General features: G+C 45.1%; 11 protein-coding genes and 2 pseudogenes. All 13 read left to right on the top strand.

Annotated features, from left to right (window positions below; all coding sequences use genetic code 11):
- The first annotated feature begins 77 nt into the window (after nucleotides 1–77).
- Nucleotides 78–551 carry a division/cell wall cluster transcriptional repressor MraZ gene (mraZ, locus tag LRS05_RS00770; RefSeq protein ID WP_257866564.1) on the top strand — a complete coding sequence of 158 codons (474 nt, stop codon included), beginning with the start codon at nucleotides 78–80 and terminating at the stop codon, nucleotides 549–551.
- Entirely contained in the window at nucleotides 526–1434 is a 909-nt protein-coding gene (gene rsmH / locus LRS05_RS00765) for a 16S rRNA (cytosine(1402)-N(4))-methyltransferase RsmH (RefSeq protein ID WP_257866563.1), read from the top strand. Before mraZ ends, rsmH begins: the two co-directional genes overlap by 26 nt.
- Before the next feature lie 3 nt (nucleotides 1435–1437).
- Nucleotides 1438–1785 (top strand): FtsL-like putative cell division protein, encoded by a 348-nt coding sequence (locus LRS05_RS00760; protein WP_257866562.1) that lies wholly within the window; start codon nucleotides 1438–1440, stop codon nucleotides 1783–1785.
- Entirely contained in the window at nucleotides 1776–3788 is a 2013-nt protein-coding gene (locus LRS05_RS00755; protein ID WP_257866561.1) for a penicillin-binding protein, read from the top strand. Before LRS05_RS00760 ends, LRS05_RS00755 begins: the two co-directional genes overlap by 10 nt.
- Nucleotides 3789–5249 (top strand): UDP-N-acetylmuramoyl-L-alanyl-D-glutamate--2,6-diaminopimelate ligase, encoded by a 1461-nt coding sequence (locus LRS05_RS00750; RefSeq protein ID WP_257866560.1) that lies wholly within the window; start codon nucleotides 3789–3791, stop codon nucleotides 5247–5249.
- Nucleotides 5250–5254: 5 nt separating this feature from the next.
- A complete protein-coding gene (mraY, locus tag LRS05_RS00745; protein ID WP_257866559.1) occupies nucleotides 5255–6478 on the top strand; it encodes a phospho-N-acetylmuramoyl-pentapeptide-transferase in 1224 nt (407 codons plus the stop codon).
- 1 nt (nucleotide 6479) lies between these two features.
- Complete coding sequence (gene murD / locus LRS05_RS00740) at nucleotides 6480–7817, top strand: UDP-N-acetylmuramoyl-L-alanine--D-glutamate ligase (RefSeq protein WP_257866558.1); 1338 nt, start codon at nucleotides 6480–6482, stop codon at nucleotides 7815–7817.
- A 48-nt stretch (nucleotides 7818–7865) separates the two neighbouring features.
- Nucleotides 7866–9178 (top strand): annotated as a pseudogene (locus tag LRS05_RS00735) (FtsW/RodA/SpoVE family cell cycle protein).
- Nucleotides 9179–9324: 146 nt separating this feature from the next.
- Nucleotides 9325–10413, top strand: coding sequence for an undecaprenyldiphospho-muramoylpentapeptide beta-N-acetylglucosaminyltransferase (gene murG / locus LRS05_RS00730; RefSeq protein ID WP_257866557.1), 1089 nt, complete (start codon nucleotides 9325–9327; stop codon nucleotides 10411–10413).
- A gap of 180 nt (nucleotides 10414–10593) precedes the next feature.
- Nucleotides 10594–11946: a UDP-N-acetylmuramate--L-alanine ligase gene (gene murC / locus LRS05_RS00725; RefSeq protein WP_257866556.1), complete on the top strand. Its 1353-nt coding sequence runs from the start codon at nucleotides 10594–10596 to the stop codon at nucleotides 11944–11946.
- Nucleotides 11933–12325, top strand: a complete 393-nt coding sequence (locus tag LRS05_RS17160) for a hypothetical protein (protein WP_308224790.1) — start codon at nucleotides 11933–11935, stop codon at nucleotides 12323–12325. Before murC ends, LRS05_RS17160 begins: the two co-directional genes overlap by 14 nt.
- Nucleotides 12268–12684, top strand: coding sequence for a hypothetical protein (locus LRS05_RS17155; protein ID WP_308224788.1), 417 nt, complete (start codon nucleotides 12268–12270; stop codon nucleotides 12682–12684). Before LRS05_RS17160 ends, LRS05_RS17155 begins: the two co-directional genes overlap by 58 nt.
- Nucleotides 12660–14085, top strand: a pseudogene (ftsA, locus tag LRS05_RS00715) (cell division protein FtsA). The gene LRS05_RS17155 and the pseudogene ftsA overlap by 25 nt, the downstream one beginning before the upstream one ends.
- Nucleotides 14086–14091 lie beyond the last annotated feature (6 nt).

Raw genomic sequence — 14091 nt, 5'->3', positions numbered from 1 at the left:
ACAAAGTGGTAGAAAGTGGTAATGAGTGGGAAATATTGTTTTATATTTGCGTTAATCATGATTAAACACGTAACTGCTTGAATGCCATAGTAGGAACATACGAATGTAAAGCGGATTCAAAGGGGAGGCTGATGCTTCCGGCGCCTTTGAAGAAGCAGCTTGCATCCGGGCTTGATGCCGGTTTTGTGCTGAAGCGTTCTGTTTTCCAGCCGTGCCTTGAATTGTATCCGATGGCAGAGTGGAATGTCATGATGGCTAAAATCAACAAGCTGAACAGGTTTGTGAAAAAGAATAATGATTTCATCCGGAGGTTTACGGCGGGTGTAAAAATAGTGGAAATTGACGCTGCTGGCAGACTTTTAATTCCGCGCGACCTTGTGGTTTTTGCGGAAATCGATAAAGATGTGGTGCTGTCATCAGCGGTGAATATTGTAGAAATCTGGGATAAAGACAAATACGAGAAATCTATTGATGACTCGGTGGTTGATTTTGCTGACCTGGCTGAAGAAGTGATGGGTAACCTAAATGATGGCGAAGATGGAATATCATAACCCTGTGCTTTTAAAGGAAACTGTTGACGGGCTTAATATTAAGCCTGACGGCGTGTATGTAGACGTAACCTTTGGTGGCGGCGGGCACTCAAAAGAAATTTTGAGCAGGCTTGGTGAAAACGGGAAACTTTTTGCCTTTGACCAGGATGAAGATGCGCATGCTAATGCGCTGAAAGATGAACGTTTTGTGCTGATTCTGGAAAATTTTAGGTTTATAAAAAGGTTTTTGCGCTTTCACGGCGTGAAGCAGGTTGACGGTATATTGGCTGACCTTGGTGTGTCATCGCATCAGTTTGATGTGCCGGAACGCGGTTTTTCTACCCGTTTTGAGGCCGAGCTTGACATGCGGATGAGTAAAAAGAATGAGCTTAATGCCTATGTGGTGGTTAATGAATATGATGAGGCTGAACTTAAGAGGGTTTTTTATGACTTTGGCGAGCTTAAGAATGCAGGGGCTTTAGCAAATACCATTGTTTCAGCACGAAGAAGCCACCCGATAAAAAATTCTGAGCAGCTGAAGCAGGTGCTGGCAAAATTTCTGCCGGCGCATAAAAGCAACAAAATATTGGCGCAGATATACCAGGCTATCCGCATTGAGGTAAACCAGGAGATTGAGGTGCTTAAGGAGTTTTTAGTACAGTCCCTGGAAGTTTTAAAGACCGGCGGGAGGCTGAGTATCATTTCATACCATTCACTTGAAGACAGGCTTGTAAAACGCTTTATGCGCAATGGTATGTTTGAAGGTGAGCCGGAGCGTGATGTGTTCGGGAATTTTGAGGTGCCTTTCAGGAGTATTGAAAAGCTGATTGTGCCTACAGATGAAGAGATTGCAGTAAATAACCGTGCCCGCAGCGCAAAGCTTAGGGTGGCTGAAAAGTTATAAGTGATGAAAAGCAGTGTTTACAGCCTTTTAAAAGCAAAATACCTTGTAGATGAAGGGTCTATGCGTAACTGGCGCTTCATTATTTTCCTTATCATCATTGCGATTATCATGATTGGCAACTCGCACAATTACGAAGAGAAACTGTTCAGGATCAGTGAACTGGAAAATGAAGTGAAAGAATTGAGATCAGAGTTTGTAGACCGCCGTTCAGAGCTTATGGAATTAAAGATGGAAAGTACTATCTCACGTAAAATGGAGGTAAAGGAGATATTTCCTTCATCAGTTCCGCCGAAAAAGATTAAAGTTTTAAAAGAAGAAGAAAAAAGCCTTGTTGACAGGATATGGCAATAGAAGATAAAAATATCTCTTTCAGGATGTACATCCTTGCCGCCGTGATTTTTATCATGGCTATCCTTATTACAGTAAAGCTTACTAATATACAGTGGGTGCATGGCGACCATTACCGCCAGCTGGCAAAAGAGCGTACAGTGCGCGACTTCGTGATTCCGGCAAACAAAGGTAATGTGTATTCGGCTGACGGTAGTTTGCTGGCCACATCTATCCCTAATTACAAAGTAAGGTTTGATGCGCTTGCACCCAAGGCTGAAGATTTTAAACAATATGTAAAGCCGCTGGCTGATTCTCTTTCGGCAATGTTTGGCAAGCCTTCGGGCCATTATTATAACGAATTGCGCAAGGCTCGTGCAAACAAAAACAGGTATTATCTCGTGGCGCGAAACCTTAGCTATACTGAATATATGCGCGTTAAAAGCTTCCCGCTATTCAGGCTTGGGGCTTATAAAGGCGGTATTATTACGGAGCAACGCACCATCCGCGAGCATCCTATCGGCCGGATAGCCGAACGTACCATTGGTTATGAGCGTGTTGACCACAAAGGTGAAAACCTGACGGTAGGTATTGAAGGCGCTTTTTCAAAATATTTGAATGGAAAAGATGGCCGCAGGATGATGCAGAAAATTGCCAAAAAGCAGTGGAAGCCTATTGGTGATAACAATGAAGTTGAGCCTGTAGATGGGTATGATGTAGTTTCTACCATTGATGTTTATATACAGGATATTGCACACCACGCCCTGCTGAAGCAGCTGGAGTATTATGAGGCTGACCATGGTTGTGTGGTAGTTATGGAGACGAAAACAGGCTATGTAAAAGCGATATCAAACCTGGGCAGGCAAAAGGATGGAAGCTATGCGGAAACCGTTAATTATGCAGTATGGGAGTCGCATGAGCCGGGTTCTACTTTTAAACTGGCCGGACTTGTAGCGTTGCTTGAAGATAAGAAGGTTGATACCAGCCAGGTATATGATTCTAAAGGTGGGGATATTACCTATTTCGGCCGCCATGTGCGCGATTCAAAAAAGGGCGGATACGGGAAAATATCACTTGCACGAGGTTTTGAAGTATCGTCAAATACGGTGCTGGTGCAGGCGGTTTATGAAAATTACAAAGACAACCCGCAGGAGTTTGTAGACCACCTGAATGATTTCGGGCTTAACAAAAGACTGGGCATCTCGCTAAAAGGTGAGGGCAGGCCTATGATTCCTCAACCCGGAGATGCATCATGGTCGAAACTTGCGCTTCCCTGGATGGCATTTGGCTATAACGTATCTATGACCCCATTGCAAACGCTGACGTTCTATAATGCAATAGCTAACGATGGTGAAATGGTAAAGCCGCTTTTTGTACAGGAAATAAAAGAATGGGACAGGACAATCAAGAAGTTTGATAAAGAAGTCATCAACCCAAAAATATGTTCGCAGGCGACAATAAAAAAAGTGAAAGCTGTACTTGAGAACGTGGTGAAGAAGGGTACAGGCTCTAAGCTGTATTCAAAAGATTTCTCTATGGCAGGCAAGACAGGTACAGCGCAGATGAATTACGGTGGCGGTAAGGGTGAAGGCATGTTCTATTCGTCATCTTTTGCAGGCTATTTCCCGGCAGATAACCCGCAATATTCATGCATTGTAATTATCCATAAGCCAAGTACAAGCAAAGGTTACTATGGAGCAGACGTTTCAGGGCCGGTGTTTAAGCGTATTGCCCAAAAGATATTTACCGATGTGCCTTCTACCAACCAAGTGAAAAAGCTTGAAAGTAAAATTGCAAAGCAGGAACAGTTATATGCGCAGTATTATGCCAGAGAGCAGAAGAGCAAAGAAACAAATAGCAACGTTGTGCCGAACATTGTAGGCATGAGCGGTATGGATGCCGTGGCACTGCTTGGCAATATGGGCTTTAAGGTACAGGTGATAGGCGTAGGCAAAGTAAAAAAACAATCGCTTACACCGGGCACCGCATTTAAAAAACAACAAACCATAACACTTGAATTGTCATAAATGGTTTTAAAAGATATACTATACAGAACAGCGATTGAATCGGTTAACGGGCCGACAGATATTACTGTGAACAAAATAGAGTTTGATTCTCGCAACATAGCTGCGGGTGATGTTTTTGTAGCCATACGCGGTACGCAGGCTGACGGGCATAATTTCATTGATAAAGCTATAAGCCTTGGGGCTGTGGCTGTTGTATGCGAAACACTTCCTGACGAACTTAAAGATAGTGTTACTTACGTTACGGTAAAAAATGCTTCGGCAGCGCTGGCATACATGGCTGCGAATTTTTACGGAAACCCATCATCGAATATCAAACTTGTTGGGGTTACTGGTACAAATGGTAAGACTACCATAGCTTCACTGCTTTACCAGCTATTCATGAATGCGGGCTATAAAACAGGTCTGCTTTCAACCGTGAAGATTATGGTTGACAAGAAAGAATTTAAGGCAACCCATACCACTCCTGATTCGCTTACCATAAACCGCTACCTGAAGCACATGGAAGAAGAAGGTGTAGCTTACTGTTTTATGGAAGTAAGCTCACACGGCATACACCAAAACAGGACGGAAGGACTGGTGTTCGCCGGAGGTATTTTCACTAATCTGAGCCATGACCACCTTGACTATCACGCTACGTTTGCCGAATACCGTGATGTAAAGAAAACGTTCTTTGATCAGCTGCCGAAAACGGCTTTTGCACTGACGAATATTGACGATAAGAATGGTATTGTGATGCTGCAGAATACCATTGCAAAAAAGCTGACCTATGCGTTGAAAACTTATGCTGATTATAAGGCACAGATACTGGAAAACCAGCTTTCAGGCCTGCTGTTGAAGATAAACGGGCATGAGCTGTGGGTGAAGCTTATAGGTACGTTTAATGCTTATAATTTACTGGCGATTTATGCAGCAGCAGTTAATCTGGGCCTTGAAGAGAATGAAGTATTGAGATTGATGAGTACGCTTGAAAGCGTTTCCGGAAGGTTTCAGTTTATTATATCAGACACAAAAATTACAGCTATTGTAGACTACGCCCATACTCCTGATGCACTGGAGAATGTATTGAAAACAATTGACGGCATCAGGACGCGCAATGAGCAGGTGATAACTGTTGTAGGCTGTGGTGGCGATCGTGACAAGGCTAAGCGCCCGGTGATGGCACATATAGCATCATCAATGAGTGATAAAGCCATTTTTACCAGCGATAACCCTAGGACTGAAGTGCCTGAAGACATCATTGAAGACATGGAAAAAGGCGTGGAGCCACAGAATTACAAACGGACACTATCTGTGGTTGACCGTAAACAGGCTATAAAGATAGCGTGCCAGCTGGCGAGGCCCAATGATATTATATTGATAGCCGGAAAAGGGCATGAAACCTATCAGGAGATAAACGGCGTGCGTCATGATTTTGATGATATGGCTGTGGTAAAAGAATTATTAGAGCAACTTAATAAATAAGCAGTATGCTATACTATCTGTTTGAGTATCTGAATAGAATGGATGTTCCCGGAACGGGAGTGTTCCAGTACATTACCTTCCGCTCGGGGATGGCAATTATACTGTCGCTGCTTATTTCAACGGTGTTTGGTAAGCGCATCATTAACTTCCTGCGCAGGCAGCAAATTGGCGAGACGGTTCGCGAGCTGGGCCTTGAAGGACAGTCGCAAAAAGCAGGTACACCAACCATGGGAGGGCTTATCATCATTATCTCAACACTGATACCTGTGTTGTTGCTTGCCAAGCTTGATAACATTTACGTGATGCTGCTTATCGTTACAACGCTTTGGATGGGAACTATCGGTTTTATAGACGATTACATCAAGATATTCAAAAAAGATAAGGAGGGTCTAAAAGGAAAGTTTAAAGTTGTAGGGCAGATTGGCCTCGGGTTGATTGTAGGTTACATCCTGTATTTCCACCCCTCAGTAACGGTTCGAACAGATACTGGGCGTATTGACATCTTCAATACAACGCAGAATGTAATTTCACAGGGCGGGCTTGAAGAAAAGTCGACAGCTACTACCATTCCGTTCTTTAAAAACAATGAGTTTGACTATGCTGAGATTCTGTCGTTTATGGGTGACGGCTACCAGGATTATGCCTGGCTGATATTCATCCCGATAGTGATTTTCATCATCACGGCAGTGTCAAACGGCGCTAACCTGACTGATGGTATTGACGGGCTCGCGGCAGGAACGTCTGCAATCTCCGTCCTTGCTTTGGGGATATTTGCATTCGTTTCAGGTAATATTATATTCTCAAATTACCTGAATATCATGTATATACCCAACTCCGGTGAGATGACAGTCTACATAGCGGCCTTCGTAGGTTCGCTCATCGGGTTCTTGTGGTACAACACATATCCGGCATCAGTATTTATGGGAGATACGGGTAGTTTAACCATTGGCGGAATCATAGCAGTATTGGCCATCGCGGTCCGTAAAGAGTTGCTGATACCGGTGCTTTGCGGCATCTTCCTGGCTGAGAATCTATCGGTTGTGCTGCAGGTAAGCTATTTTAAATATACGAAAAAGAAATACGGCGAAGGCCGCAGGATATTCCTAATGTCACCGCTGCACCACCACTACCAGAAGAAAGGCTACCACGAGAGCAAGATTGTAACCCGCTTCTGGATTGTGGCGATATTACTGGCAATTTTTTCACTGGTATCACTAAAACTAAGGTAGTATGGCAAAGCGGCTTGTGGTATTGGGTGGGGGCGAGAGCGGCGTAGGCACGGCCATTCTCGGGAAGAAAAAGGGATATGATGTTTTTGTGTCTGACTTCGGAAAGATACAGGATAACTATAAAGAAGTTCTGGCGCTTAACGGCCTGAATTGGGAAGAAGGTAAGCATACGGAAGAACTGGTGCTGAATGCAGATGTGGTGATGAAAAGCCCCGGCATACCTGATAAATCGCCAATTGTGACAGCTTTGAAGGCTAAGGGTATATCGGTAATCAGTGAAATTGAGTTTGCATCGCAGTTCATCGACTTACAGACAATTGGTATAACGGGAAGCAATGGCAAGACCACGACAACCATGCTGATGCACCATCTCATAAAACAGGGCGGGCTCAACATGGGGCTGGCGGGCAATATCGGGAAAAGCTTTGCATGGCAGGTGGCTGAAGGTAAGTTTGAAGGTTATGTGCTGGAATTAAGCAGCTTTCAGCTTGACGGGATAGTGGATTATGCACCGCACATAGCGGTGATAACCAACATAAGCCCTGACCATCTTGACAGGTATGAGTATGATTATGGGAAGTACATAGCGGCGAAGTTCAGGATAACCATGAACCAGACAGAGGATGATTTCCTGATTTATGATGCCGATGATGAAATGATAACAAAGTGGCTCGAAACTAATAAAACAAGGAGTAAAGCAATACCGTTTTCTTTAACAAAAATTTTGGAAGAAGGCATTTACATAAAAGACAACACAATAGTAAGCAATATAACAAACGAAGAATTTACCATGCCAATAAACGAACTCGCACTTGAAGGGAAACACAATGTAAAGAATGCCATGGCAGCTACAGCTGTTGCGCAGCTGATGAGGATAAGGAAGGATACCATCCGTGAGAGCCTTTCAAATTTCCAGGGGGTGGAACACAGGCTTGAAAAAGTGCTGAAGATACAGAACGTGCAGTACATCAATGACAGCAAGGCAACCAACACAAACGCCACTTTTTTTGCTTTGGAGAGCATGATTACGCCAACGGTGTGGATTGTAGGTGGTGTTGACAAAGGCAATGATTATGACGAGTTGATGCCGCTTGTCCGCGAAAAAGTAAAAGCCATCATTTGCCTGGGCGTGGATAATCAAAAAATAATAAATGCTTTTGCCAATGTTGTGGATGTTTTAGTGGAAACTACCAGCATGCAGGAATGTGTGAAAATGGCACAAAGGCTTTCTGAAAAGGGCGATACCGTATTACTTTCACCAGCATGCGCAAGCTTTGACCTGTTTGAGAACTATGAAGACAGGGGCAAGCAATTTAAACTGGCAGTCCAGAATTTGTAAGCATCAATAGCCCCTGACTTCAGTCAGGGGGACAAATACAAGATAAAAATGAAAGAGCTAATCAATAACTTAAAAGGCGACAAGGGCATCTGGTCATTCGTGATGCTGCTTGCGCTCATCTCGTTTATGCCGGTGTTCAGCGCCAGCTCAAACCTGGTGTATGTTGTTGGTAAGGGCTCAACCATAGGCTACCTCATGAAGCATCTGGTGCACGTGTTCATCGGCTTTGCGCTGATATATTTCGTGCATAAAGTGCCATACCACTATTACAAGGGTATCTCACAAATCGCCCTGCCTATTGTGGGATTATTGCTCATCTACACCTTTTTCCAGGGAACGGTGATAGATGGCGCCAACGCCAGCCGCTGGATAAAAGTGCCGTTCATAGGTGTTACATTCCAGACATCGGCGCTGGCATCAATCGTACTTATGATTTATGTGGCCCGGTACCTGGCCAAAGTGCATGATAAAGAGATAACCTTTAAATCATCGTTCTTCGAATTATGGGTTCCGGTTTTCTGTATACTGGCGCTTATTCTTCCGGCTAACTTTTCTACGGCAGCCCTCATCTTCAGCATGGTATGCATGCTGGTATATGTGGGGAAATATCCGCTCAGGTATTTAGGCATTATCATCGGGATTGGGGTAAGTATGCTCACGCTGTTCATATTGTTTGCAAAAGCCTTCCCGGATGCCATGCCCAACAGGGTTGACACCTGGATGAACCGGATTGACCGCTTTACAAGTGATGAGCCTAATGAAGACGATTACCAGATAGAAAAGGCTAAAATAGCCATCGCGTCCGGACAAATATATGGCCTCGACCGGGCAAAAGCGTGCAGAAAAACTTCCTTCCGCAATCGTCATCCGATTTCATCTTTGCCATAATTATTGAAGAATACGGGCTTATTGGAGGTCTTGGAGTAATATTCCTGTATCTCATGCTATTCTTCCGGTTTCTGGTAACGGCACACAAGGCTCGCTCGCTGTTCGGCAAGCTGTTGATAGTCGGGCTCGGCTTCCCTATTATCTTCCAGGCGCTCATCAACATGGGCGTAGCGGTAGAGCTGCTTCCGGTAACGGGGCAAACGCTCCCGCTGATAAGTTCCGGAGGTAGTTCGGTCTGGATGACGTGTATCGCAATAGGCATCATCATCAGCGTAACCAAGAAAGAAGAAGAGATAGCAGCAGAGATAGAAGAGAAAGAAATGCGTGAGGCAGCGTTGCAGCGTATAATAGACGAACACCTGCTTCGCGAAAAGCAGCAAGAAGAAGCCGAAGCATTAGGCCTTGCACAACCGGCAGGCTATTCAATAGAAGACACAAGCAACCCGATGGATGCGGTTAGAGGAAAGCTGTAAGCGCTTAGCTGCTAAGCTACTTAGCCTTAAGGAGGGTAGAAAAAAGCTACGGAGCTAAGAGGCTCAGCAGTTAAGAATTTATAAAGAAAATGAGTAAGGAAAGCTAAGGAGCTAAGCGGCTCAGTAGCTAAGAAGCTATAAAGAAAATGAGTAAGCAAAAATTCATACTTAGCGGCGGCGGTACAGGGGGGCATATCTACCCTGCGATTGCTATTGCAGATGAATTAAAGGTGCGCTACCCCGACTGCGAGATACTGTTTGTTGGGGCAAGCGATAAGATGGAAATGCAAAAAGTGCCGCAGGCAGGATATAAAATAGAGGGTTTATGGATAAGTGGCATACAGCGCAGGCTTACGTTTGACAATGCTATGTTTCCGCTGAAGCTGATAAGCAGCTTGTGGAAGTCACGAAGCATTGTCAAAAGCTTTAAGCCCGACGTGGTAATAGGCACGGGGGGGTTTGCGAGCGGTCCGCTTTTAAGGGCAGCAGCAGCTAACGGGGTGCCGACGGTTATTCAGGAGCAAAATTCCTATCCGGGCATCACCAACAAATGGCTTGCAAAAACGGCACATAAGATATGCGTGGCGTATGAAGGGCTTGAGCGTTTCTTCCCGAAAGAAAAGATAGTATTTACGGGTAACCCTGTACGTTCTGATATCATTTTGGAAGAGAATAGCAGGGCAGAGGCAATCAACAGATTCCAGCTGAACCCTGATAAAAAGACATTATTAGTGCTCGGTGGCAGCCTTGGCTCACGCCGCATAAATCAGCTTATTGCCAAAGAGCTGTCGTGGCTGCAGGCCCAGAATGTGCAGGTGATATGGCAGTGTGGCAAGTTCTATTTTGAAGAATACCAACACTACGGTGATAAAGATGATGTAAAGGTACTTTCGTTTATTGACAGGATGGATTTGGTCTATGCCGCCGCAGATGTGGTGATTTCACGCTCAGGCGCATCATCTGTGTCAGAGTTGTGCATCGTGGGCAAGCCGGTAATCTTTATCCCGTCGCCTAACGTAGCCGAAGACCACCAGACAAAGAACGCGCAGGCAGTGGTAGACAAGGGTGGAGCAATATTGCTTAAGGAAGCACAGTTGAATACGCAGTTTCAGCCCGTGTTTGAAGATTTACTAAATAATGCAGACAAGCAGCGAAAGCTGAGTGAAAATATAGCAAAACTGGCAAAAGTAAATGCCACGAAGGATATTGTTGAGGAAGTGGCGAAGCTGCTTTAGAAGCTACTGAGCTACTTAGCCACTAAGCTACTGAGCGGAAGCTACAAAAAGCTAAATAGTTTAACTACAACAATATAAGAAGAAAAGCTTAGAAGCTAAGTAGCTCAGGAGCTATAAAAGGTATGAGTAAGAAAAAGCTAAGGGGCTAAGTAGCTCAGCAGCTAAGAAGCTTTTAGAGAAATGGACATCAAACAAATAGAAAACGTTTACTTCATCGGGATTGGCGGCATCGGCATGAGTGCCCTGGCGCGCTATTTCCGTTTTATTGGTAAAAATGTGGCGGGCTATGACAAGACACCTACGCACCTTACTGATGAACTGAAGCATGACGGTATCCACATCCATTTTGATGATGTCGTTGAGCTGATTGACCTTAAGTTCCTCAATAAAGAAAATACGCTGGTTGTAGTAACCCCGGCCGTGCCTAAAGACCACCTGCAGTGGAACTATTTTGTGCAGAACGGTTTTACGGTAAAGAAACGTGCCGAGGTATTGGGCATCATCACCAAAGACACGTACTGCTTTGCGGTGGCGGGAACACATGGCAAGACCACTACGAGCAGCATTTTGGGCCACGTGCTTTATGAATGCGGCGTTGACGTAACGGCTTTCCTGGGCGGAATTGTAGAGAACTACAACAGCAACCTGATTGGCAGTGGCAAGACAGTGACGGTGGTAGAGGCAGATGAGTTTGACCGCTCATTCCTGCACCTGCACCCCAATATTGCCTGCATCACATCAATGGATGCCGACCATTTGGATATCTATGGCGATACGGCTTCCATTGAGGCGTCGTTTCAGGAATTTGCGTCGAAAGTAGAAGATAAGAACAACCTGTTTTACACAGGCAGCCTTCCACTCGAAGGGATAAGGATTGGCATAGAAGATGGTTCGGCCTTCACGGCAAAGAACATAAAAGTGCAGGATGGCTGGTATGTGTTTGATGTGGAGACTCCGCGCGAGACCATAACAGGAGTGCGCTTCGGGCTCCCGGGCAGGCACAACCTGACGAATGCTTTACTGGCGTTTGCTATGGCCTATACTTATGGCGTAGCGGGCAGCGAAATCGGCAAAGCGCTGAAAACGTTTAAAGGCGTGCGTCGTAGGTTCTCTTACCAGGTTCGAAAGCCGGAAGTAGTGTATATAGACGACTATGCGCACCACCCCACGGAGATTGACGCAGTATATCAGGCGGTAAGTGAATTGTATCCCGGCAAAAAAGTACTGGCGATTTTCCAGCCGCACCTTTTCAGCCGTACGCGCGACTTTATAGAAGGGTTTGCAAAAAGCCTCTCTGCATTTGAAAATATAGTGCTGCTGGATATTTATCCGGCACGCGAACTGCCGATGGAAGGGGTAACATCCCAATGGCTGTTGGACAAAATTGAGAACGAAAATAAGCTGCTGGTAAGCAAGAATGATTTGCTGCAGCTGGTGAAGCATACCGATGCCGAAGTGATAGTAACCATAGGCGCCGGTGATATAGGTGAAATGGTGCCTGATATTAAAAAGATTATAGATGAAAAAAATTAAATGGCATGACGTAAGGCTGGTGCTTATACTGGGCGCGGTCGTGTTTCTTTATTCGTTTTCGTCAAAACGCAATGAAACGAGGAAATTAACAAAGGCCGATATTGAAATCTCTGGTAATGAGAATTTTATAACGATTGACGAGGTTAATAACTTGTTAATACAAAATTTAGGGCAGGTTAATACCATCCGTAAAGACAGGTTAAATTTGAATAATGTGGAAAAACGCATCAATAAAAACCCTATGGTTGAAAAGGCGGAAATCTACACAACGGTTGATGGCAAACTTAAGGCAGTAGTACGCCAAAAAAACCTGTTGCAAGGGTGTTTGAAGGAGACAGTTCTTACTATGTTGATTATAACGGGGGCAGGATGCCGCTAAGCGATAACTACACCGCGAGGGTGCCAATTGTAACCGGATCGGTTGACGCGCTTGACAAGAAGAAGTTTGCATCGCTGCTTAGGTATATTTATGATGACCCGTTCCTGAAGAAGAACATTACAGGGATGGTAGTAAGGCCAACGGGCGGCATAAGCATGATGAACCGCAATTATGATTACGAGATCATGTTCGGGCGCATAGTGAATGTAGAAAAGAAATTTAATAATTATAAAGCGTTTTTTCAGAACGCTGTAAAAGATACGCTGATAGGGCAGTACGAAACAATAAATCTGAAATTTACACAACAGGTTGTGTGCACCAAAAAAACAGGAGAATGGAAAGAAACAGCATTGCAGTAGGTTTAGACATCGGGACAACAAAGATTGTTGCGATGATAGGCAAGAAGAATGAGTATGGAAAACTGGAAATACTGGGCGTTGGTAAGTCCAAGAGCCTTGGCGTGGCCAGGGGTGTTGTAAACAATATTACGCAAACCATACAATCTATCCAGCAGGCAGTACAGGAGGCTGAAGCTGACAGCGGGTATAAGATAAACGACGTGGTGGTGGGCATTGCCGGCCAGCACATACGCAGCATACAGCACAGCGACTATGTAAGCCGCAGCAACCCTGAAGAGGTGATTGGCGATGCCGATATTGACATGCTGATAAACCAGGTGCACAAGCTGGCAATGCTTCCGGGTGAAGAGATAATACACGTGCTTCCGCAGGAGTTTAAGATAGATGGGCAGGCCGAGATAAAAGAGCCGATAGGCATGTACGGCGGCAGGCTGGAAAGCAGCTTCCACGTGGTAGTAGGCCAGGCTTCTTCTATCCGCAATGTGGGCAGGTGCATCAAGAGTTCAGGTTTAGACCTTTCGGGCCTTACGCTTGAGCCGCTTGCTTCTGCAGATGCGGTATTAAGCCAGGAAGAAAAAGAGGCCGGTGTGGCGCTTATCGACATAGGTGGCGGCACCACAGATCTTGCCATATTTAAAGACGGCATCATCCGCCATACAGCTGTGATTCCTTTCGGTGGAAATGTTATAACTGAAGACATCAAGGAAGGATGCTCTATCATAGAAAAGCAGGCAGAATTGCTGAAGGTGAAATTCGGTTCGGCATGGCCGGGCGAAAACAAGGATAACGAGATCGTTTCTATCCCGGGCCTACGCGGCAGGGAGCCGAAAGAAATCTCGCTTAAGAACCTTTCAAAAATAATTCATGCCCGCGTAGTGGAAATCATCGAGCAGGTGTTCGCCGAGATAAAAGCGTACGGCCATGAGGACCCCTCGCAAGAAACTTATAGCAGGTATAGTGCTTACAGGCGGCGGCTCACAATTGCAGCACATAAAGCAGCTTGTTGAGTACATAACCGGTATGGATACCCGTATAGGTTACCCTAATGAGCACCTGGCAGGTAACAGCGATGAGGAAATATCAAGCCCGCTTTATGCCACGGCAGTTGGCCTTGTGATGAACAGCCTTCGTAACAACACCATGAGCGCAACACCGCTGGTAGAATTACAAAAGCCTGCAGAACCTGTAAGGCAGCAGCCAGTACAAATTCCGGTACAGCCTACGGAAACGGTTACACAGGCGCCGGTATATGAAGAACCATCTTATGAAGAACGCGAACCTGTAACAGTAGAGCAGCCTGTGGCGCAAAACATGCAGGAATCAACCGAGAAAAAAGTGAAGAGGTCGTTCTTCGACAAGTATATAGACAAGATTAAAGATTTTTTAGATAACGCAGAATAAAACCCG

The sequence above is a fragment of the Flavobacterium sp. J372 genome (assembly GCF_024699965.1).
In the GTDB taxonomy this organism is placed as follows: Bacteria; Bacteroidota; Bacteroidia; order Flavobacteriales; family Flavobacteriaceae; genus Flavobacterium.
This window is presented reverse-complemented; position numbering and strand designations above follow the sequence as displayed.